The organism is Verrucomicrobiota bacterium (assembly GCA_021413925.1).
Lineage (GTDB): Bacteria > Verrucomicrobiota > Verrucomicrobiia > Chthoniobacterales > UBA6821 > UBA6821.
This window is the reverse complement of record JAIOPL010000025.1, coordinates 1-22702: the sequence shown is the minus strand read 5'-3', so window position 1 is coordinate 22702 and position 22702 is coordinate 1. Positions and strand designations below refer to the sequence as shown.

The following is a 22702-nucleotide window of genomic DNA, read 5'->3' as shown; positions in this document are numbered from 1 at the left end:
ATCCTCGAAAGAATGATTCTTCAATCCTGGGCGCTAGGAATTCCCGGAGCACGGAGAGCTTCATCGTGAGGGGTCTCGATCACTTGGGAGTTGTTGATCGCGTTGATTAGGAGACGAAGCATTCCAAATTCCCTCTTGTGAGGAATCAGCACAAGACGAGGAAGATGGATCGAATCGCGGTCATCGGCCTCCTCGGGAAGAGCATCCCGCTGGACGATATGGCCCGAAATGAGGAGATGATCGAACTGCTGGTTAAGGTTTTCCAATGCTGCCGGCGTGAGCTTTTTATTGATCCTGATCACCATTTCGTCACGGACCCAGCGATAGGAATGGAACACCTTGTAGAAGTGCTTGATCTCATTCACTGCGCGATCGACATCATGCGTGATCGTGAAGAGATGGAAATCGGAACGGGAGATGAGCCCAAGTTCGAGGATGTCGTTATCCATAAAGCGCCGCCAGGTCTCCCAGTAAAAGCCATTAGGCCTGTCCATCAAGATGATCGGGACGATGGAGGTCTTCCCCGTCTGCAGGAGCGTCAGCACCTCGAAGCCCTCGTCGAGCGTCCCGAAACCACCGGGGAAAAGGACAAAGGCGCTGGTCTCCTTCACAAAGCTGAGCTTTCGGGCGAAGAAATAGTTGAAGTTAATCAGTTTGGGATCTCCTAGGATCACTTGGTTGGCACTCTGCTCAAAGGGAAGCCTGATATTCAGGCCAAAGCTCTTTTCTGCGCCGGCTCCTTGCTGTGCAGCACCCATGATACCATCGCCACCGCCAGTGATGATCATGAAGTTCTCCTCGACGATCCGGCGTGAAAACTCACGAGCCAACTGGAAGTCAGCTTCATCAGACTTGGTTCGGGCGGAGCCGAAGACCGCTACCTTGCGGACTGTATTGTATTCCTGAAATACCGAGGCCGCATAGCGCATCTCTCGCATGGAGCGACTGACCAGCTTGAGATCCCCGATCGAGGCATCATCAAGGCCATACTTGATCACCGTCTCCATCATGTCGCTCAGAAGATCCGCACGGCGTCCACTCGCGATACCCGTGACAAGTTTGCGGATGGTTTCTTTGGTCGCGGGATCGTTAAGTGAAATTTCCTTGGAGGATGGCATTATAAATGAGGGTGAGTTGACGATCGGTAGATCTTTAACGACGAGCAAGACGCGAGAAGAGCCAGATCCCAAATCCCGTGAAGATGAGATTGGGCAACCAGACCAGCAGAACAGGCATGGCGCGGGGGTTCTCGTGGAAGGTGTCGGCGATGATAATCAGGAAGAAATAACCAAAGGCGATCACCAGACTCAGCGCGAATCCCACGGAGGTCTCCTTGCGGTGGGCGGTGATACCAAGAGGAACTGCGATGAGCGCGAAGGAAAGAGCGGCTAGCGAAAGAGAGAATCGTTTACTCACCTCCACCTCATAGGCAAGCCGGCGCGGACAGTCGGGTTTTGAAATCTCTTCAAAAAGCTCCCGGAGCGTGTGGGAAGTGAGTGGCTTGCGTCTCTTCTTTTGATCGAGAAGCTTCTGGAGCGACATCGGGAAGACCCCCTCCTTCATCGTGATGCCCTGGCGGATCAGATTGACATTTCCAGGATCCCTTTCGTCGCGTTGCTCGAAGTTGGCATCCTGAACCCTGAGTAGGAGGCGGTGATTCTCCGTATCCGTGGAGAGCGTGCCGGTCTTTGCAAAGACCACCTTCGAGGCATCCCCATGATCATCCAGCTCCACGACCACGAGATTCTTTATGAGATCCCCATCGCGCCCTCCCACGAAGATCCTCCGATCTGGAAATTGGTCGACAACTTCGTCCGCTTGGAACATCGAGACGGGATTGCTCGTGGCGATCCGAAACAGGGAGGACAGCATCGAGTACTGGGCGCGTGGCGCGACGTCACTATTGATCCAGAAACAGACCCCGACAAGCAGGAGCGCCATGGCCAGAACGGGGATCAAGACCCTAGGGAAACTCACCCCGTTGGAGCGCAGTGCGATGATTTCATTATCCGCAGAGAGACGACCGAAGACCAACAGAACGGCTGTGAGAAAACCCCACGGGATCGTGAAAGTCATCGAGAAAGGGAGGACAAAGGCAACAAACCCCAGGACCGTCTCAAGCGGCACGTTGTGATTGATCAGCAGATCGAGCATCTCCTTGAAGACATTCCCCAACACCAGCACCACGCTTAGCAGTGTTACACCCATCAGCGTTGCCACAGCGAGGGAGGTCAGAAGATACCGGTCGAGGATTTTCAAGGATTCAGAGAAAGAAGAGGTTCTACCACGGAGGGGGCGGCAAAACAGGAGAGTGCCTTTGCTGCAATGCAATTGCAAGAACGGGAGGAGTTGGGAGGAGTCTCCCGGCAGGAGTTCGCCTAATCCTTTTGCATATTTCAATCCTTATAGTACCCATTCGGATTGAAGAGGCTGCAATCAGTCATTAGTGTAGGTTGATCTTCATGGCTACTCCTACGCTTTCCTCCCCACAATTCCGTTTCCTGAATGTTCTCCTCTGGGGAAACACCGTCGCCCTATCTTGGGTCTGGGGACTCGGTCTCTTTTTCTCCGTTCAGTTCACAGTCGAGTTCGGTCTCACAGGACTGCTCACCTTCCTAATCCCGAACTGTCTGGGTCTCTTCCTTTTCGGAGTCGTCGCCGATCACATCGCCAAAAGGCACCCCGGCTCTGAGAGTCTCGCGGCGTTTTTCAACAACTGGTCGCGCCCGTTTCGTCTGGTTTTTTTCCTCTACCAGATCATCGCCATCTCACTCACCATCTTCGCGTTGATCCGTTACGGATGGCAGCCCCTAGGACTGCAGCCAGACTCCCTCTACCTGCCGCTGACGGCACTTATCATCTTGGCCGCAGGCATTCTATTCGGTGAGGAATTCTCCATACGGCGTATCAAGTACAGCCACGCCGCCTTCCTCGCGCTGATCATTGTCTGCGTGGTCATCATCATCTCAGAACTGGGATCTCCCTACTTCCGCGGAATCCATCGCCCGAGCTTACTGCCGACTCATGACTGGAACTTCTGGGGCTATGTGATCCCGATCTGTATCGGCTTCATCGTGGGACCTTGGCTTGACCTTCAGCAATGGCAGCGGGCTATCCAGATGCGTCGGGAGAACACCTCCATCACGGCCTCCTATGCCGTCGGAGCCACCCTCTTCGGAGCGATTCTTCTTTTCCATGGCATCCTGGCTCTCTGGGCGATGGAAGGAAGCGGAGCAGAATTCATCCAGAAAGGACTGGCAGGTTATCCCTATGCCCAGTCCCTGCTGACCCGCGTCTTCAGCCAGCCCCCGGTGAATGCTTGGCTGCTCGGTGCGTATCTCGTGTTCCTTGGCGGATGCATCCTTACGACGCTCGACAGTGGCTATATCGCTCTCCGCTGGTTCTTCCAGGCCAACGCCAGCCAGAGCAAGAATCCCATCTTTGCCCTAATCCCCCAGAAACTCATCACATCCCCCATCCCTACCTTCATCCTCTGTGCCCTGATTGCAGTCATCGGGGCGGCGATCGGGATCGAGTTGGAGTATTTCATGATCTTCTTTGCGACATTCTTTGTCGGCTACTCCGCTCTCGCGATCGGGCGCGCCTTCATGAACGGCCCTGTCAACGTCATCCCCCAGATCAAGATGTTCTGCATCGGATCACTGGCTGTGGTGATTTTTGCCTACGGCTACTTCCTCCATCAGCCCATCTTTCAGATGCTGGCCTCACTTCTTCCGCTAGGATATGTGATCTGGCTCATGATCAAGCCCTTCACCGGCGAGGATTTCACGACTGATTCCGAGGAACTGGATCAACCTGCCACGGTCTCCGTCGTTCCCCTGACTCCTGTGGGGACCATCCTTACTCCTTCACCGACCGGTACCCATGACATCTCGGGACACTTCGAGGGCAAGTGGTTCGTTCACTCCTTCATCGCCACCTATGCCGACACCAACTCGGTGGGAAATGTCTATTTCGGCATGTACGCCATGTGGGTGGGCAAGACCCGTGAGCTTTTCTTTAACAAGGTCATGCCTAAGTTCAATCTCAAGGAGACCCCTTTCTATATCCTTACCAGGTCGTTCGAGCACAAGTTCGTCAGGGAGACCAAGGAGTTTGAAACAGTCAGCGTGAAGATCCGTGTGTCAGGGCATAATCGGAAGTTTGTAACCCTAGAGCATGAAATCTACGATTCGACAGGCAACATTCTGGGCAAGGGAAGCCAGAGCCTGCTCTTTGTCTCCTCGACGGATTACAAGATGATCGACATCCCAGGTGATGTCATGGGCTCCTTCCTGGCCTACCTTTGAGTAGGTTTAAGGAGATCTAAGCAACCGCTGATTTCGTCCCATGCAGGCCTCAAAAACTCTCGGGATCCGAGGATGCATGGTAGGAGCCTTGGTACTACTTCTCGTTCCGCTCGGATGCTCGAAAAAACAGACCTCTAAACAGGCCTTAAATCAAGAAAGCGGACATCCAACCCCAGTTCCCGTCTTGCCGCGTAAAAATTACGACACGGCGAGGCTTTTCAATGGCATTACTCTCAAAAGCAGCGTCGACTGCACTAACTCACGGGAAACCGCGCTGGGTGCAGTAACGGACAGCAACTCTTACAAGATGGACATCACCCTGCATGTCCATTGGCCCAAAGCAGCAACAACCCCAGCCGACCTGCTGGCTGCCACCCCGGAGATTATCGAGTTGCTCCCTGAACTGACATCCCTCCTCACCAATGCGACCCTGTCACCTAATTTTGCAACTCTTCTGTATTACAAGGAAAGATCGCTCCGAGCTAACCTCGGCCAACTTCAGAAGCTTCCCTACCGGGACTCCCTGTTTGATTGCCAGACGATCCTCGATCTGAGTCATCCCGCGACCTCCCGCCGCGCCCTGTTTATCCAGGCCATCATGAACGTGAATACAGACGGATCCGACGGCGATCGGAATCTTCCCATCGACCGACTCTCCTCGACATTCCAGCCGCAGACAAATTACCGCTGGCCAAAGAAAAGCGACCGCCCTAACCCCTGCCTTCGCAATGAAGTGTCTCAACTCGCCCTTGCCGAAGCAGAGCTATCCAGCATAACTATGGCTGCCGGTGAGAAGACCTCACTTGAGTCTCGTTGCACAGCTGCGAAGGCCACGATCGCTGAACTAAAGCGATGGAGCTTCCTTGCGGGAACTTCCGACCCCTTTATCGTCCTTCCTTCGTTCATGGTGGGGAAATCGGCCGGCCAACCGGAAATCGGCGACTACGCTGTCGTGATCGCGAAGGGAATACTCTATCCGGCTATCCTGGGTGATCTGGGGCCGAACTCCAAGATCGGCGAAGCCTCACTGAGAATCTGTCGAGAGATCTTCCCTGAATCCGGAGCGGATCGCCGCCCCGTCAGCCGCCCCGAAGTTGTTTATCTTGTCTTCCCTGGTACTGCGGAGAAGCCGTTTACCTCACCGGATTATGCCCACTGGTCCGAGCGCTGCCATCAGCTCTGGAAGGAATTCGGAGGCAGTGACACCGCATCATGGCATGAGTGGAGCTCCTTGGAAAAACCATGGCCTACTCCTACTCCAACCCCGACACCCCCACCACTTCTCACGCCGCTTCCGACTTCCTCACCCTCAGCGGAAACACCTTCGCAGACGAATTCTTTATCCGGCACAAATCCTCCTGTTTCAGTGGTGCCCACGAACTCCGCGTCATCACCATCACTCTTGGCATCTCCCCAGTGATTTCAGCCTTTCTCCCAAGGCACCTCCCAGATTATTTTCATGGAATTGTCTCCTGTTTCTTCGTCTCCTGAATTTCAGGTCTCAGCTTTCATCCCTACTCCTATCACCCATCACCCTACAAAAACCCATGATCACCATTGGAACCAAAGCGCCCGACTTCACTCTCTCCACCGCAACATCCGAAGGCCCCAAGCAGATCACTCTCTCCGCCGAAATCGGAAAGAAGAACATCCTGCTCCTTTTTGTCCCGATGGCTTTCACCGGTGTCTGCACGACGGAACTCTGCGAGATCAGCAAGAGCATCGGTGCTTATGATTCCCTCGACTGCACTGTCTATGGCATCAGTGGGGACAACCCCTTTGCCCAGCAGTCTTGGGCTCAGAAAGAAGGAATCACTATCCAGCTCCTGAGCGATTACGAGCACAATATCGCCAAGACCTACGGGATCGCTTACGAGAGCTTCCTGCCTCAGATCGGACTTGGCATGGGAGGTGTTCCCAAGCGCTCTGCCTTCCTGATCGACCGCTCCGGAGTCATCCAGTACGCCGAGTCGAACGAGGATCCGAAGCAACTCCCCGACTTCGCCAAGATCCAGGCCAAGCTCGCCGAACTCAAATAGTTTTTCAGCCCTTCAGGTTCTAACTTTTCAGGTTTCAAGTTTCAGATTTCATCCTTCTAACCCATTCCCCATCACCCATTCCCCATCACCCATTCCCTAGATCCGATCTCCAATGAGCACCGACCCATTCAAGACACTTCGCAGCTTTGAGCCATCCGCAGGAACAAGCTCATCCTACTACTCCCTCCCCGCACTTGAAGAGCAGAGCCTCGGCAAGATCTCGCGCCTTCCCTTCTCGATCCGTGTGGTCCTGGAGTCGGTGTTGCGTAACTGCGACAATAAGAAGGTCCATGAGAAGGATGTGAGGGCTCTTGCGGCTTGGAATGCCATGGCACCGGCCCCCGAGGAGATCCCGTTTGTCGTCGCGCGCATCGTGCTGCAGGACTTCACTGGAGTTCCTTTGCTCGTCGATCTCGCGGCTATGCGTAGTGCTGTGGCCCGTCTAGGCGGGAAGCCCGGCATCATCGAGCCTCTGGTTCCCGTCGATCTAGTGGTCGATCACTCCGTGCAGGTCGACTACTACGGCTGGGCAGACGCCATGAAGCTGAACCTCGACATGGAGTTCAGGCGCAACCGCGAGCGCTACGAATTCCTGAAGTGGGGTCAAGGGGCTTTCGAGACCTTTGGAGTTGTCCCTCCCGGCATCGGTATCGTCCACCAGGTGAATCTCGAGTACCTGGCACGCGGCGTTCTTCATTCCAAGAATGCCTCCGGCAGCGTTTATTACCCAGACAGTTTGGTCGGCACCGACTCCCACACCACCATGATCAACGGCCTTGGAGTTGTCGGCTGGGGTGTTGGAGGCATCGAGGCCGAAGCCGGCATGCTTGGCCAGCCGGTTTATTTCCTCACTCCGGAAGTCGTCGGCGTCCACCTCACCGGCAAGCTGAGCGAAGGTGTCACCGCCACCGACCTCGCACTCCGCGTCACCCAGATGCTTCGCGCGGCGAAGGTCGTGGGCAAGTTCGTCGAGTTCTACGGCGAGGGTGCCGAGTCTCTCCCGCTCCCCGACCGCGCCACCATCGCCAACATGGCCCCTGAGTATGGTGCCACCATGGGCATCTTCCCGGTCGATGCGGAATCCGTCGCTTTCCTTCGAGCCACAGGTCGTACCGAGGCCGAGTGCAGCGCCTTTGAGAACTACTTCAAGGCGCAGGGGATGTTTGGCATGCCCCGCAAGGGAGAGATCGACTATAGCGTCGATCTCGAGCTCGATCTCTCGACTGTCGTCCCTAGTGTTGCCGGCCCGAAGCGTCCTCAGGACCGCATCGATCTCCCTCAGCTCAAGTCCACCTTCCACGACCTCCTCACCAAGTCCATCGCTGATGGCGGCTACGGTAAGGATGATGCAAACATCAAGGCCAAGGCCTCCGTTGCTCGTCGTAATCCGACCATTCCCGAGGATGAGGAGGAGATGATCAGTGACCGGCCAACCCCGGACACAGTTTCCCAGATGCCGGAATCACCATTCCATGGCAACACCAGCACAATCAGCAACGGCAGCGTTCTCATCGCCGCCATCACGAGTTGCACCAACACCAGCAACCCTAGCGTCATGCTCGCGGCGGGACTCCTGGCCAAGAAAGCCGTGGAGCTAGGCCTCGAGATGGATCCGACAGTCAAGACCTCGCTCGCGCCTGGCTCACGAGTCGTCACCGCATATCTGGATAAGACAGGTCTCCAGCCCTACCTCGACAAGCTAGGTTTCCAGACCGTCGGTTACGGTTGCACCACCTGCATCGGAAACTCCGGACCTCTCAACCCCGAGGTGGAGAAGGCCATCACCGACAACGATCTCATCGCTGCGGCAGTCCTCTCCGGAAACCGCAACTTCGAAGCCCGTATCCATCAGAACATCAAGGCCAACTTCCTGATGTCCCCTCCTCTAGTCGTCGCCTTCGCCCTAGCTGGCCGGGTCGATATTGATTTCGTCAAGGAGCCGATCGGCAAGGGTAAGGATGGCAAGGAAGTCTTCCTCAAGGATATCTGGCCGAGCCTTTCCGAGATCCGGGACGCTCTCCGCAGTGCCCTCACGCCCGAGATGTTCACTAACCTCTACGGCAACTTCGCGGGACAGAATCCCAAGTGGAACGAGATCAGCGCCCCAACTGGAGAGATCTACGAGTGGGATACCAAGAGCACCTACATCCAAGAGCCTCCCTTCTTCGAGAACTTCGGCATGGAAGCTGGCACGATCACGCCGATCTCCGGAGCACGGGCGCTGGGCATCTTCGGCGACTCTGTCACGACCGATCACATCTCCCCGGCCGGAGCCATCAAGGAGAAATCCCCGGCAGGCCGCTTCCTCAGCGAGCATGGAGTCACCCACGAAGACTTCAATAGCTACGGCAGCCGACGCGGCAATGACCGCATCATGACACGCGGCACCTTTGCCAACGTTCGCATCAAGAACCTCATGCTGCCGGGTGTCGAGGGTGGCGTGACACTACACCAGCCCGACGGCGAGCGAATGAGCATCTTCGACGCCTCGCACAAGTATCAGGCGGAGAAGACCCCGCTGGTTATCGTTGCTGGCCAAGAATACGGCACTGGTAGCAGTCGCGACTGGGCTGCCAAGGGCACCCGCCTCCTCGGGGTCAAGGCCGTCATAGCCGCCAGCTACGAGCGCATCCACCGCTCCAACCTCGTCGGCATGGGCATCCTGCCGCTCCAGTTTATGGAGGGAACCAACGCCCAGAGCCTCAGCCTGGATGGCAGCGAGACCTACGACATCATCGGGCTCAGCGATAATCTCGAGGCGCGTCAGGATCTGGCCGTCAGGATCACCCGCAAGGATGGAAGCACCCAGGAAGTCCCCGTCAAGGTCCGCATCGACACCCCTATCGAAGTCGACTACTACCGCCACGGAGGCATCCTCCCCTTCATCCTCCGCCAACTCATCAACGAAACGAAGTAGGGGGGCAGAGGAAAGCTGAAACCTGAAACTTGAAACCTGAAAGGATCGGCATTTGAGAATCACATCGGGATCACTTAACACGTGAATGGATCCCTTGATTCCTCAAGCCAACAGCCTAACAGTCCAACAGCCTCTGCTGGCACATCACTAAGTGACCCACTTGCCAAACGACACGCCCCTGCCGGCAGATCCCACCGATCTGCCCTCCGAGATCCTGCGGCTGAAGCAGGAGCGGAATGCCGTTATCCTTGCCCACAACTACCAGATCGAGGAGATCCAGAAGGTCGCCGATTTCGTCGGGGATTCACTCGGCCTAAGCCAGAAGGCAGCCGATACCGATGCCGACGTCATCGTCTTTTGCGGCGTCCACTTCATGGGTGAGACCGCCAAGATCCTCAGCCCGGGGAAGACTGTCGTGATCCCCGACATGGATGCAGGCTGTTCCCTCTCCGACTCCTGCCCTGCGGAGAAACTCGAGGCATTCCTCAAGGAGCATGCGGAGAAGAACTACTTCGTCATTGCCTACATCAACTGCAGCGCCGGGGTGAAAGCCCTTGCCGATGTCATCTGCACCAGCGGCAATGCAGTTAAGATCGTTCAGGCCACTCCCCAAGACCGCCACATCCTCTTCGTTCCCGACCAGAATCTCGGAGCCTGGGTCATGGAGCAGACCGGCCGGCCCATGGATCTCTGGCAGGGAAGCTGCTATGTCCACATGGAGTACACACGTGACAGCATCGAGCGTGCGAAACGCGAGTACCCGGATGCCGTCGTCGTAGCTCATCCCGAGTGTCCACAGGCCGTCCGTTTGCTAGCCGACGAGGTCTGCTCCACCGAGAAGATGGTCACCTTCTGCAAGAATTCCCCGGGCAAGGCCTTTGTCATCGTCACCGAGGAGGGAATGCTCCACCGCCTACGACGGGAGATTCCTGACAAGGTCTTCATCCCGGGTCCCACAGACACCTGCGCCTGCGCCGAGTGCCGCTACATGAAGCGGAATACCCTAGAGAAGCTCTACCTCTGCCTCCGCGACCTGAAGCCCGAGATTCTGCTTGAGGAAAAACTCAGGGTAAAAGCGGAGAAATCTGTGCGCCGCATGCTGGAGCTTAGCAGATAGGAGAAGGCTATTGGCTGAGGGCAGAAAGGTCTCGCGCAGAGGCGCAGAGGCGCAGAGATTTTTAAGTTGGAATTCAGAAGAAGCGCCCAAACAAGCCAGCTTAAGAAAAAAGAATTCTAAATTCTGAATCCCAAAATATCTACTCTCATCCCATCTCCTCTGCGCCTCCGCGCCTCCGCGCCTCTGCGCGAGAAATGCTTCTTTTAGCTCCATTTCCTGCCTTCCCAATAGACCAACAGCCCAACAGTCCAAATGCACCATCCAGGCCCCATCTCGCATGATCTTTGGACTCGTGCTTTCGCGCGCATTCCTGGTGGGGTGAATTCCCCTGTGCGCGCCTTCCGTGGAGTGGGAGGTGAGCCCTTCTTTGTCAATAAGGCTCAGGGATGCAGGATCACCGATGTCGATGGGCGCGAGTATATCGACTTCGTCGGGACATGGGGTCCGGCTATCCTGGGTCACGCCCCGCAGGTCGTGATCGATGCAGTCACCGAGACGGCCAAGTACGGCACCAGCTTCGGCATTCCCAATCCCCTCGAAGTCGAGATGGCCGAGACCATCTGCCGCATGGTTCCATCCGTGGAGAAGGTCCGAATGACGAACTCTGGCACCGAGGCCGTCATGTCGGCGATCCGCCTGGCACGCGGCGCCACCGGTCGCGACCGGATCGTGAAGTTCGAAGGGTGCTACCACGGCCATGTCGATTCCCTGCTGGTGAAAGCCGGTAGCGGCGCCCTCACCCTCGGTCAGCCTGACAGCGCCGGCATTCCCGCATCACTTGCCTCCCTCACCTCCACTGTCCCCTTCAACGACATTGAGGCACTCAAGCACGTCTTTCAGGAAAAGGGATCCGAGATTGCCTGCGTCATCCTCGAGCCTGTCCCGGCCAATGCCGGTCTCTATTTGCCGGAGCCAGGCTATCTGGAAGCCATCAGGAATCTCTGCAATGAGCATGGCGCCCTGCTCATCTTCGACGAGGTCATGACAGGATTCCGCCTAGCTCCGGGAGGGGCTCAGGAGATCTACGGGATCACGCCCGATCTCACCACCATGGGGAAGGTCATCGGCGGAGGCCTTCCCGTCGGAGCCTTCGGCGGTCGCGCAGACATCATGGATCAGCTAGCGCCACTGGGACCTGTCTATCAGGCCGGTACGCTTTCGGGAAATCCCCTCGCCCTCGCGGCGGGTCTCGCCCAGCTGAAGGAGATGGAGCGAATCAACGGATGGGCTCTCCTTGAGTCGCTCGGCGCACAGATAGAGGAGGCCATGCGCTCCTCAATCAAAGGTAAGCCCCTCACCTTCCAGCGGATTGGCTCCATGTTCTGTCTCTACTTCTGCGAGGGGCCAGTTCGGAACCTCGAGGATGCCAAGCGGAGCGATACCTCTGCCTTCGCCCGCTACTTCCATGCGGCGCTTGGGGAAGGAATCTACTTCGCCCCCTCCCAGTTCGAGGCAGGTTTCCTCTCAACGGCGCATACTTCGGAAGCCTTGGAGCGATCATCAGACATCGCCTCCAGGATCCTTAAAGAAATCTAAACTCTCGCCCTGAAAGGCGGCCTCTTAGGGAATGATGGCTCTCCGCTATTTGGAATGGGTGAATCTGCTGGATCGAAAACAATCGGCGCCTAGGCCTTTGGTTTCGAAAAGGATTTAGAAGAACCAAACAGGGTTTTTTGAATATGGAACTCAGGAACTCAGGAAGAAAAGCTGAATAGGTATGGATGTGATAAGTTCTCGTGATCCTTGTTGCATTGGCTGGCCGGACCGTCACTTTGCATTCTTGGCGGATTGCTCTGCTTCCATCGATCCACCATTACTCAGCATCAGATTGCTCTCAGCGGCAAACTTCCTCGTCGGTTTCTTTTCCTGAGTTCCTGAGTTCCATATTTTTTCTCTGTCTTCCCTCTTACCCACTGAAAACAGCGAGGAACCCAATTCTTTCTCTTTTCCTCTTCGCCTTTGCGCCTCTGCGCGAGTACTTTTATTTTTCGATGGTTAAGCTGATCGCCCAAGGGACGACAGATTAACTAGATGATGCTCTAGAGGAAGCACGCCTCGAGTGTTCAAGGATTAGTAATATTACATTTGGGTAATAAACTCCATTTATTACCTTTATGTATTTTATTGCAATTATGATTCAAGTGTAATAAAGAGATTCTGTGAAAGAGAACTACTCAATCTCAACGCCGATAGAGCTTAGAGCGATTTTGCGATCTTTGAGGCAGACTCGTGGCCTCAATCAGGAGGATGCCGCTCGCCTTCTTGGCGTCACACAGGGGCGTCTTGCCCGGATCGAGGCTGCACCTGATCGGACGAGTTTTGAGCAGATCTCCCGGCTTGTCACGGCGCTGGGAGGGAGGCTGGAGGTGAGGGTTGTCCCTGAGATGACTGCCAAGAAGCCTGTTGCTAAGAGTGCTCAGAAAGCACCCTCTAACTGGTAGAGCGAGCCATGGCCACCAAGTCGCTCAGAACCCCGTTAGCAATCTGGATGAACGGTATCCGGGTGGGCGTGTGGACTCCGCCGGTTTCCAATGCGTCGAGTTTCCACTATGACCCGGAATGGATTGATGCGCCGGAGAGGAGGGTGCTTTCGCTGTCGCTTCCCTTCACACCTGGGAATGTTCCCCTGCGTGGGAAGATGGTGACCGATTTCTTCGACAATCTGCTTCCTGACACGGAAGAGATCCGAAGAAAGATAAGGACTCGTTACGGGACGCGCTCGACAAAGCCATTTGATCTGCTCACAGCCGTGGGCAGGGAATGCGTGGGAGCAATTCAGTTGCTGCCGGAGGGCGAAACGCCAATAGGGTTTGATCGAATTGAGGGGGAGGTGCTCGATGAGAAGGGTGTCGAGCAGGCGCTCAATGCGGCTATCTCAGGGAGCCCTCTCATGGCCATGGATGCGGATGAGGAGTTCAGAATCTCGATAGCCGGGGCTCAGGAGAAAACGGCGTTTCTTTTTCATAAGGGGCGCTGGTGGCGTCCTGCTGGAGCTACGCCGACGACCCATATTTTCAAGCTCCCGCTGGGGCTCATTGGAAATCTCCAGGTGGATATGCAGGGATCAGTGGAGAATGAATGGATCAGCTCGCGCATCATGAATGCCTTTGGCCTGAAGACGGCTGAATGTGAGATTCTGCGCTTCGGGGAAAGAAAGGTGCTTTCCGTTGAACGCTTTGATCGGGCCCTGATGGTGGGATCATGGATTGCTCGTCTGCCTCAGGAGGATTTCTGTCAGGCCCTCGGAGTGCCAGTAACGGAGAAGTATGAAAACCAAGGAGGTCCAGGTATTGCGAACATTCTAAGGGTTCTCAATGCGAGTTCGACCCCCATGGAGGACAAGAGGGCCTTTGTGAAAGCCCAGATTGTATTCTGGCTAATGGCCGCAACGGATGGTCACGCCAAGAACTTCTCGATCTTCCACGAGCGCGGTGGCACCTATCGACTGACCCCATTCTATGACGTGATCTCCATGTGGCCAATCATTGGACATGGCACTGGCCTGCTTGATCTCAGGAAAGCCACCATGGCCATGGGTGTGAAGGGGAAGAGCCTGCACCGAAAGATTCATGAAATCCGTCCCTACCACTGGGACTGGGCCGCAAAGCTAGGGGGACTGGGGAATGCTTCCGACTTAATCGAGGAAATCACCACACAAGTTCCCAAAGTTCTGGCCGTCGTGGATCGGGAGATCCCCAAGGACTTTCCCAAGAAAATCCGAGATGCGATTTTTGAAGGAATCCGCAATCAAGCGCAGAAGTTGCGCGAAGCATAACGCTCCAACCGGTGGAAGCTGATGCCAAGGCGGACACAAAGAAGTGTCCCTCTGTGTCCCTGAAAGTGTCCCTTCGGGGTGGATTTCGGTCGAGGCTTCCCCGCTTACGGAATCACGAGATAGGCCTTCTCTCCACCAGGGATGACAGAGGCATCAATTCGGCGATCCAGCGTGGCAAGTTTTCCTTTGTGATGGATTGCCAGTGCCAGCAGATAGAAATCCGTGAGCTGTTTGGAACCAGGAAGTTGAGGGTATTTCTTTTCGTCCCTGAATGAGATGGCATCACTCCAGAATTGGTGCCCAGGAGCCGAGCAGATCACTCGGAGCACCTCCTGAAGTTCTGCAGGAGATCCCGGCGAGTCCTTGTAGTTCGGGTGACCTAGGATTCTTAGGAATCCATTCTCCGTGATCGGGCAGGTAGCCCATGGCCGAGCTCGCTCATGATGGAACCACTCCTGCACCCGTTCATGGTGAGTATGAAACGGATCCCCCAGGGCAATCAGCACATTCACATCCAGGAGAACAACCATGACTACTCCTCTGCTTCCTGATCCTGAAGCGCGTATACTATCTCACTGGTGATGCGCCCGCGACCCCTCCTTTTCAGTATCGGGAACCCGTAGGCATTCACTTCCGTGAGAACTTCTTGCTCTTTCTTAGCGGGAGCAAGCTCACCCAGTTCACGGCGCAGGGCGTGCTCCATGATCGATCGCATCGTCGTCCGACGGCGTGCAGCCACAGCCTTGACCTCCATCAAGAGAGCGTCGGGCAGTTCGAGCGTCGTCTTCATACGGAATAGCGTATGGTAATATGGGTACTTGTCAATATTCTGGGCATCCCCTTACTTTCCACCCGATCGGTTCCATGTTCTGCCTCTATTTCACGGATGGCCCCGTCCGTAACCTCGAGGACGCCAAGCGGAGCGACACGGCCGCCTTCACCCGCTAATTCCAAGCCGCGCTGCAGGAAGACATCCACTTCGCCCCCTCCCAGTACGAAGCTGGATTCCTCTCAACGGCGCATACTTCCAAGGATCTCGAGGGCGTATCAATAACCGTTTCAGGGATCCTTTCCAGAATTTAGAAATTCAGTGACTGCGGGGTGATAAATAAGACTTAAAGCCTACCAGTCATTCTCAGGACAAGAACCACGAGGATAACAAGCAGCAGGAGAGCAAAGGGTCCCCTGTATTGCTCCCAGATCAGGTGATTCGAAGGCATCTGAATCTGGAAGGAAGCCCAGATTGTTTTGTCAGTATCTTGCTGGACTGGGGCAATTCTTATGAATCGGAATCCCGCTGGTGGAGAGGGGATACTCGCCTGCCAGATTCCATGAGCTTGAGGTCTGATCCAGTAAGGCTTGATTCGACGGTACTCCTGACTAGTCAGTTCACTGTCTGCGACATTTTCAGAAGAATTCATGATCTTCTCCTCAATCAGAAACTCCTTGGGTGGCGGATCGTCATAGCTCCATTGAAGAGTCAGATTCCATCCAATCCATCCCGGTTTAAGGAAATAGGAAAGATCACTCACCAGAAGCCTTCGGAGTTTCACCTGCTCCTCCTCTGGCAAGAGAGATGGGCCAGTCTGTATCTGCGGAAGGCCTGTGCCGATTTGTACCGAAGATGAATCTACCGTGTGTGTCGGCAAGTGGACCGTAGTGACATGCGTCGTGTCGTTAGATTCGATTCCCCTATCCTTAGGCAACTTAGGTTTTGGATCACTATGAGTAGCCTTAAGAACTTCGTTGGTTGATGGTGGCAAAGGGAGAATCTTAACCGCAACTCCCGTTTCATAGCCACCCATCACAAACCTGACGGACGTATTCATCTCCTTGATCGGATGTTGAATATCCTTGAGACGTACCTTCATCTCACCCTTTGGCTTAAGAGAGACCATAGGGATCACACCCACCAGATCATCCGTGACCGCCTTCAGCACGATAGGGTGTTCCAGAGAGTTTTTGACACTCACCTCGGGCCCGACTGATCCAGGGAGAATTTCTACCGATTCCGGAGCTATGGTAAAAGGCACCACCGACTCACCATGCAGAGTGAGACTTGGTCCCTTCCCAGAGGAAAGAAGGTGCACCGTGGCATAGGAATCCATCACTCCATGGGGTTCATAGACAATTGTGAAATTCCTACTCTCCCCAAACCCAAGATCATAGGAATCATCTCCCTCAACCCTCCATGGAGAAGGGATGACGAGAGTGCCCGAAAGTGATCCCGCCAGTCGGTTCTTGAGCAGGAGCTTTTTAGAAAAGGATTCCCCCACTCCTACCCTTCCGAAATCGAGCGATCTAGGAGAGATCTGGAGACTGTCCGTGGGATCTTCGATCGAAAGGGAGGCGCGAGATGTGAGCCATGTTTTGCCAGATGTCCTGATCCGGAAGGTGAATTCATCTTCCTTATCCTTGTCACCATTGTTCGTATAAGTGATCCGAAAGGTGCTTGGAGACGCGCTTTTAATCTCACCCAGAGTTCCATGGGAGGGAGGCTGCTTGATCGTTAACCTGATATCAGCACCATCAGCAGGAATAGCTTCTATCAGAATGTCACCACTTCCTCCCCGCTCTACAGAAGCTCTTACTGGATGCAGGAGTAATGTAGGCTTCGATAGGGTCTGTAGGGGAAGGGAGATTTCTGAATGAACCGAAGAGAGCCTTAGGATCTGTAATCCTAGAAATAAAAGAGCGGGACATCTCATAAAGCTGAGCCTCTATTACCGAGCCAACGGTGCCGTCTGGAATCCCGGGGCGGGCATGATCGACCCATCAGGGCGGATCATGAGATTCCCCTTTCCATGGGCATTGGATATCTCCATGAACCAAGGCATATTCGGCCACTTATTAGGGGTCATCGGGAAGGCATCGAAGAGCGTCGGCATATAATCGATCAGGGGAATCGTATTGGATGGATTAGCCGCATTTGGCAGTCCAACATGAGCCGTGACCGTAGGGCAGCGCCAGTCACTGGGTGGGATGTTAAAGAGATTCGAGGATGTATCGATCCACCACTGCTGCTCAGCCTGTGAGCCTATCGGGATAGAAGCAGGAACCTGCGGCCAACCTGTACCGTCCGTCACGCTAGGTGCAAATCCCAGCCAGAGACGCCTCAGATGAGACATGCAGACCACCTCTTGTGCCCTGGGAATCACACTCTTCATTGCCGGGAAGAGCAACGCCATCAAAATGGAAATAATGAAGATGACCGCTAGTAACTCGACCAATGTGAACCCCCTCTGAAGTAAAATTCTCATCTTCAAATTAATAAGGACCACATGTGACAATCAGTGTACCGAGCCACCAATTCCTGCTGAGAGCAAAATGAGATTTCAACAACTTGAGGGGAGATTCTCAAAGTCCAGAACCAAGCCAGACCATTGGGTACAGGCCAAATGAAATAAGGTCATCAAGACTACCGGAATGAGGTGGTTGTTAGATTCGTCAGTGTATAGATCGTCGTGGCGTAGGGGACAGAATTGGAATATATCGGAAACGACTGCATCGTTGACGAAATCAGAATACCCTGAACAGAAATCGGGTAATTCTGCATCTGAACGGTGGGTATTCCATCCGTACCAAAAGAAAGTTGCTTCTGAGTCACAGCCCCATTTCCTAGGAATGTCTGATTGGGATACTGGTTTTTGAGAGGGCCGACATAGGACCCGATAAACTGAACTGCATCATTGTAGGCTGTAGTGGCGACCGGCTGGAGATTCAGATAATTCGTCATCAACATATTGGTGGCGTAGACGTTGATCGAGTTGGTATTTGTAAAACTGGAGATAGTGTAGTTGGATAGTAATTCTCCATTAGCTATATAAGTGATAGCATTCGTATTGGTGGTGTAGGTGACGATGGGATTGGAGTTTGTGATGACCGTCACCACAGGATTGGTGTTTGTGGAGGGTGTGTAGGTGTAGACGTAGTTCGTGAGCGTGGTGATCACGGGATTCGTATTCGTAGAAAATGCGTAGGTATAAGTGTAGTTTGTCTGGAAATAGACCTGCGGGTTGTTATTGGTAAAGGGTACGTAAGCGTACGTTGCATTCGTGATGAAATTCACCTGAGGATTCGTATTTGTGTAGGTCTGGTAAGTAATATCAAAGTTTGTCTGGAAGTAGACCTGAGGATTGTTATTGGTAAAGGGTACGTAAGCGTACGTCGCATTCGTGATGAAATTCACCTGAGGATTCGTATTTGTATAGGTCTGGTAGGCTATGTCGTAGTTCGTCTGAAAGTAGACCTGAGGGTTCGTGTTTTTGTAACTCTGAATATCGTAATTTGTGTTCGTCGAGACAGTTACTACAGGGAAGCTATTCGTAAAACTCTGAATATCGTAATTTGTGTTCGTCGAAACAGTTACTACAGGGAAGCTATTCGTAAAACTCTGAATATCGTAATTTGTGTTCGTCGAGACAGTGACGGTTGGGAAGTTATTGGTGTAGGCCAGAATGGAGTAATTTGTATTAGTGTTTACATTTACGGCGGTATTTGTGATTATATTTGTGCCATATGAAGTGATGTTTTCAATATTTGTTCCAAATTGACCATAATCTACATAAGTATACTGAATATAATTTGTCGAGTACTGAGCAGTAGCAGGTGGATTAGTTCCCGGAGTATAAGTAACATTAGGTTGAAAACCAATTAAAGTCACTGGAGCAAATTCATTTGTATACACTGAATTTGTTGAGTATATATTCGTTGTATATATTGTGTTTGTAGAGTAATTGTACGTGTAGGAGTAGTTAGTATAGGTCGTAACTACAGGATTTGAGTTTGTAGAGTAATTGTACGTGTAAGTGTAATTCGTGTAAGTGGTCACTACGGGATTCGAATTCGTCGAATAATTGTACGTGTAAGTGTAATTCGTGTAGGTCGTCACCACGGGGTTTGAATTCGTCGAATAAGAATAAGTGTAAGTATTATTTGTATAAATGGTTACAATAGGAGTTGCATTCGTATAACTCGTGATCACGGGATTCGAGTTCGTCACCACGGTCACCACGGGACCTGAGTTCGTGTAGCTGGTGATGTTGTAGTTCGTATTGGTCGAGATAGTTACCACTGGGAACTGATTTGTGTAACTCGTGATCACGGGATTCGAGTTCGTCACCACGGTCACCACGGGACCTGAGTTCGTGAAGCTGGTGATGTTATAGTTCGTGTTCGTCGAGATACTCACTACGGGGAACTCGTTCGTGTAACTCGTGATCACGGGATTACTGTTAGTTGTCACCGTCACCACTGGGGCATTATTTGTAAAACTCGTCGTCACGGGGTTGCTATTGGTAGTTACTGTTACCACGGGATTGGTATTCGTATAGGTCTGAATGGTAAAATCCCAATTCGTCGTCGAGGAGATGTAAGGAATAATATTAATTTCATTCGTTACACTCCTTGTGTAATTCGTCGCAAAGAGATTCGTATTGGAAATCACCGGGGTAAGCGGGTTCGTCGTACTAGCCAGGATGCTATTGCTTCGGGCACCGGATAGCGTGATGCCTCCATAAAAATTTCCTCCGATCTGACTCGACGATGCGTCCACATTTGCATTGGCATTGGCCTGAAAGACGTTTCCCTGATAAATGATAGTGGCAACTCCTCCGGAGCTGTTGGTGTTAGTATTGCCTCCCGAGGCTCCCGGAGGGGCGGAAACCAACATGGTTCCGGAGAGGTTCTGTCCGCGAATCACAGCGCTGAAGGTGCCACCATTGAAATAATAATTACCTGCAGGACCAGCGTAGGGATTACCGCTCTTATTAGAAGCCCCAGCCTGAAGTTGGGTGACCGGTATAAAGCTCATTCCCGTCAGAAGCAGTGCCAAAATCGTGTGGGGGAGTAATTTGACGGAACGCATATGTCAAAAAATTTCATACCATCACCACTCTGATGTCAAATCGATTTGCACTGATTACAATCAACAGGAAAGCAGAACACCGTAGAGAGATGAACGGGATGAAGAGGATTGCAAATTCTCTACGGGCATCCCTTTTTTTCCTTACAGCTATCTTCTGTTACTGATTTCCACATTAGGATCCTCAGCGCATGTGCCTTGTGCCTTGTTTGATCTCACACGGAAACTTGACTTCATGACTTGCCTGTAATAGATTCAAACACATGAGAGCAACACTCACCATCAGTTTGCCGGAAGAGATCAATATCGGTCTTTCCTCCTTGGTCAAAAGCAGCGGGAAGAGCCGTAGTCAGGTCGTGCAGGATGCCCTGAGACGACAGATCGCTCTGGAGCGCTTCCGTAATCTGCGGGAGCGACTTGTCCCCAAGGGAAGCAAGGCAGGACTGCACACGGATGAGGATGTCTTCAAGGTGATCTCGTGACCCCGTGATCTCTCGATGAGGATTTACTTCGATACGAATGTCCTCTTTTCGGCATTCGTCTCGCATGGCGTCTGCGCCGGTCTCTACGAGGAGTGTCTTCAACGTGCGACCATAGTGGCCTCTGATCATATTCTTGCCGAACTGGAGGAGAAACTGATCACCAAGGCAAATGTATCAAGGAATGATGCCAAGGAGGTGATATCCGCCGTCCGAGCAGATGCAGAGATCATCCAAGCGAAAGCACTCAGCCAGCCTGTCTGCCGAGATCCGGATGATGATCTGGTCCTCGGCGGCGCCGTTGAAGCCAAAGCCGACACCATCGTGACGGGAGACCAGGATCTGCTAGGACTGAAGAAATACAAAGGCATCCCGATCCTCAACCCCCGTGACTGTCTGGCCTTCCTAGCAGAGGGGTGAGGAAAATTCTCACGCGGGGGCACACGGAGACCGCGGAGAGAAGGGCAATCATGGAGGAAAAAAGTGGATGCCCTGAAATAAAGATTCATACCTGACATTTTTGTCATCCCTTTTATCCCCTTCATCCCTGTGAATCCTTAAAACTCTTCAGTTCCTGAGTTCCTGACACAATAACCGCCCGACTGGAATTCCCTTTGCCATTCATGCACTGGAGGTGTTTTCACCCGGAACCGATGATGACACTCTCTTAGCCAATGCGCAGCAGGAGGTGGAGGCATTCGTCAGTACCGACAAGGATTTTTGTTTGATTGTAGCTACAAACGTGTCATCATACCCACATGCTTAAGACATCCATCATTCGCGCTAGACTCTCCCCCAGCCTTAAAGAGGAGGTAGAGGAAACCCTTTCTGCGCTCGGCCTTACGGTTTCGGATGCGATCCAACTGCTCTTTCACCAAATTCAACTGCGAAAGGGACTCCCCTTTGAAGTGGCCATTCCGAATAAAACCACAGCAAAGGTTCTTCGCAGAAGCAAGAAGGGTGAAGGCGTCGAGAAGTTCTCCTCCAAAAAAGAACTCTATACTGACCTCGGTCTATGAGGTCACTCAGCAGGACATCCCAATTCAAGAAGGATGTCAAAAAGGCCGAGAAACGAGGAAAAGACCTGAAAAGACTGCGTGCTGTTCTCGATCTTCTGATCGATGCAAAGCCTCTTCCAGAGTCGCTCCGGGATCATGCTCTGCAGGGTGAGTTCAAAGGGAGCAGGGATCTGCATATCGAACCAGACTGGTTATTGATCTACACGCTCGATCAGAGCCATCTCCGTCTGGAAAGAACCGGAACGCACGCAGATCTGTTCCGGTAGGGAATCGCTGATGTGAGGAATCATTACAATTCTCACGCGGGGGCGCGGAGAACGCGGAGAGGAGCTCAATCATGGAGGCAAAAAGGGATGCCCTGAAATAAAAGATTCATGCCGGACATTCTTCCCATCCCTTTTATCCCCTTGATGGCACTTGCCTCACGGCAAGCAGTGCCACCCTCCGGGCTACCTTCGGTAGTCTTCCGCGCTGCTCCGCATAGGCTTGGTTCATCGCAGTGAATCCTTAAAACTCTTCAGTTCCTGAGTTCCTGAGACAATAACCGCCCGACTGGAATTCCCTTTGCCATTCATGATCCAGAGGATTAATTTCGATCTATGCAGAGCTGGCTTTCCAATCGCATCGATCTAGATCCTTCAATCTGCCATGGAAAACCCGTAGTTCGCGGAACACGGATCCTCGTGGCAAATGTTGTGGGAGCAGTTGCCGCCGGCGAGACATTCGAGGAGATCATGGAGGATTACCCCTCGCTTCAAGAGGAGGATATCCGTTCCTGCTTGGACTTTGCCGGTCACTTGACCGCCATGGAAACCGTCGAGGCCTGAGCTCCGAAAAGACAAGCGGATGCGTTTCTTTCTAGACGAGAACTTTCCTCGTCCGGCCCTCACCCTACTCCAGGGCAAGTGATGCCTTTTAGTAGCTTCAAGACTGATGATCGCGCAGAGGCGCAAAGGCGCAGAGATTTGAATATGGAACTCATGAACTCATGAAAGGACCTCTTAAAAACTAAATCTCAAAAATATTCAATCACTCTTAAACTCCTCTGCGCCTTGTAGGTCTCGGAATATGGAGATTCAAGGAGTTATTCGCAAATGCCCGGAAGGGCAAGGTAGCGGCAGCCCGAGTCGCACAGCTCGGGCGCTGGCGCTAAGCCAGAGCTACCGGTTTGGGAAGAACTCCG

Annotated in this window: 21 protein-coding genes; 14 read left to right on the top strand and 7 right to left on the bottom strand. The window is 53.2% G+C overall.

Annotation, left to right across the window (positions count from 1 at the left end; all coding sequences use genetic code 11):
* Positions 1-20 precede the first annotated feature (20 nt).
* The gene (locus tag K8R57_09660; protein ID MCE9588566.1) at positions 21-1118 is read right to left on the bottom strand and encodes a TIGR00730 family Rossman fold protein; all 1098 of its coding nucleotides are present in this window, start codon (positions 1116-1118) and stop codon (positions 21-23) included.
* Between the two features lie 34 nt (positions 1119-1152).
* Positions 1153-2259 (bottom strand): LptF/LptG family permease, encoded by a 1107-nt coding sequence (locus K8R57_09655; GenBank protein MCE9588565.1) that lies wholly within the window; start codon positions 2257-2259, stop codon positions 1153-1155.
* A 203-nt stretch (positions 2260-2462) separates the two neighbouring features.
* On the opposite strand from K8R57_09655, the gene K8R57_09650 reads away from it, so the two are divergent.
* The 8 genes from K8R57_09650 to K8R57_09615 all read left to right on the top strand — a co-directional run bounded on the left by K8R57_09650 (position 2463) and on the right by K8R57_09615 (position 14158).
* Positions 2463-4310, top strand: a complete 1848-nt coding sequence (locus K8R57_09650) for an acyl-CoA thioesterase (protein MCE9588564.1) — start codon at positions 2463-2465, stop codon at positions 4308-4310.
* Positions 4311-4350: 40 nt separating this feature from the next.
* The gene (locus K8R57_09645) at positions 4351-5730 is read left to right on the top strand and encodes a glycoside hydrolase family 75 protein (protein ID MCE9588563.1); all 1380 of its coding nucleotides are present in this window, start codon (positions 4351-4353) and stop codon (positions 5728-5730) included.
* 127 nt (positions 5731-5857) lie between these two features.
* Positions 5858-6349: a redoxin domain-containing protein gene (locus tag K8R57_09640; GenBank protein MCE9588562.1), complete on the top strand. Its 492-nt coding sequence runs from the start codon at positions 5858-5860 to the stop codon at positions 6347-6349.
* A 112-nt stretch (positions 6350-6461) separates the two neighbouring features.
* Positions 6462-9266 carry an aconitate hydratase AcnA gene (gene acnA, locus K8R57_09635; GenBank protein ID MCE9588561.1) on the top strand — a complete coding sequence of 935 codons (2805 nt, stop codon included), beginning with the start codon at positions 6462-6464 and terminating at the stop codon, positions 9264-9266.
* A 178-nt stretch (positions 9267-9444) separates the two neighbouring features.
* Positions 9445-10383, top strand: a complete 939-nt coding sequence (gene nadA / locus K8R57_09630) for a quinolinate synthase NadA (protein ID MCE9588560.1) — start codon at positions 9445-9447, stop codon at positions 10381-10383.
* Positions 10384-10635: 252 nt separating this feature from the next.
* Positions 10636-11919: a glutamate-1-semialdehyde 2,1-aminomutase gene (hemL, locus tag K8R57_09625; GenBank protein MCE9588559.1), complete on the top strand. Its 1284-nt coding sequence runs from the start codon at positions 10636-10638 to the stop codon at positions 11917-11919.
* A 680-nt stretch (positions 11920-12599) separates the two neighbouring features.
* Positions 12600-12824 carry a helix-turn-helix transcriptional regulator gene (locus tag K8R57_09620; protein MCE9588558.1) on the top strand — a complete coding sequence of 75 codons (225 nt, stop codon included), beginning with the start codon at positions 12600-12602 and terminating at the stop codon, positions 12822-12824.
* Between the two features lie 8 nt (positions 12825-12832).
* Entirely contained in the window at positions 12833-14158 is a 1326-nt protein-coding gene (locus K8R57_09615; protein ID MCE9588557.1) for a type II toxin-antitoxin system HipA family toxin, read from the top strand.
* 104 nt (positions 14159-14262) lie between these two features.
* Here the strand turns inward: K8R57_09615 and K8R57_09610 are convergent, their stop codons facing one another.
* Complete coding sequence (locus tag K8R57_09610) at positions 14263-14688, bottom strand: PIN domain-containing protein (protein ID MCE9588556.1); 426 nt, start codon at positions 14686-14688, stop codon at positions 14263-14265.
* Between the two features lie 2 nt (positions 14689-14690).
* The gene (locus tag K8R57_09605) at positions 14691-14948 is read right to left on the bottom strand and encodes a hypothetical protein (GenBank protein ID MCE9588555.1); all 258 of its coding nucleotides are present in this window, start codon (positions 14946-14948) and stop codon (positions 14691-14693) included.
* 20 nt (positions 14949-14968) lie between these two features.
* Between K8R57_09605 and K8R57_09600 the strand changes: the two genes are divergently transcribed.
* On the top strand, positions 14969-15106 hold the full coding sequence (locus K8R57_09600) for a hypothetical protein (protein ID MCE9588554.1): 138 nt from the start codon (positions 14969-14971) through the stop codon (positions 15104-15106).
* Between the two features lie 167 nt (positions 15107-15273).
* On the opposite strand, the gene K8R57_09595 is transcribed toward K8R57_09600, so the two are convergent.
* From K8R57_09595 to K8R57_09585, 3 genes are all read right to left on the bottom strand, one after another.
* The gene (locus tag K8R57_09595; GenBank protein MCE9588553.1) at positions 15274-16266 is read right to left on the bottom strand and encodes a hypothetical protein; all 993 of its coding nucleotides are present in this window, start codon (positions 16264-16266) and stop codon (positions 15274-15276) included.
* A gap of 615 nt (positions 16267-16881) precedes the next feature.
* Positions 16882-17418, bottom strand: a complete 537-nt coding sequence (locus K8R57_09590) for a type II secretion system GspH family protein (GenBank protein ID MCE9588552.1) — start codon at positions 17416-17418, stop codon at positions 16882-16884.
* Between the two features lie 158 nt (positions 17419-17576).
* The gene (locus tag K8R57_09585) at positions 17577-18347 is read right to left on the bottom strand and encodes a hypothetical protein (protein MCE9588551.1); all 771 of its coding nucleotides are present in this window, start codon (positions 18345-18347) and stop codon (positions 17577-17579) included.
* Positions 18348-20284: 1937 nt separating this feature from the next.
* On the opposite strand from K8R57_09585, the gene K8R57_09580 reads away from it, so the two are divergent.
* The 5 genes from K8R57_09580 to K8R57_09560 all read left to right on the top strand — a co-directional run bounded on the left by K8R57_09580 (position 20285) and on the right by K8R57_09560 (position 22346).
* The gene (locus tag K8R57_09580; GenBank protein MCE9588550.1) at positions 20285-20503 is read left to right on the top strand and encodes a ribbon-helix-helix protein, CopG family; all 219 of its coding nucleotides are present in this window, start codon (positions 20285-20287) and stop codon (positions 20501-20503) included.
* A 15-nt stretch (positions 20504-20518) separates the two neighbouring features.
* On the top strand, positions 20519-20920 hold the full coding sequence (locus K8R57_09575) for a putative toxin-antitoxin system toxin component, PIN family (GenBank protein ID MCE9588549.1): 402 nt from the start codon (positions 20519-20521) through the stop codon (positions 20918-20920).
* Positions 20921-21258: 338 nt separating this feature from the next.
* Entirely contained in the window at positions 21259-21519 is a 261-nt protein-coding gene (locus tag K8R57_09570) for a type II toxin-antitoxin system RelB/DinJ family antitoxin (protein MCE9588548.1), read from the top strand.
* A complete protein-coding gene (locus tag K8R57_09565) occupies positions 21516-21785 on the top strand; it encodes a type II toxin-antitoxin system YafQ family toxin (protein ID MCE9588547.1) in 270 nt (89 codons plus the stop codon). The genes K8R57_09570 and K8R57_09565 overlap by 4 nt, the downstream gene beginning before the upstream one ends.
* Before the next feature lie 333 nt (positions 21786-22118).
* A complete protein-coding gene (locus K8R57_09560) occupies positions 22119-22346 on the top strand; it encodes a DUF433 domain-containing protein (GenBank protein ID MCE9588546.1) in 228 nt (75 codons plus the stop codon).
* The last annotated feature ends 356 nt before the right edge of the window (positions 22347-22702 follow it).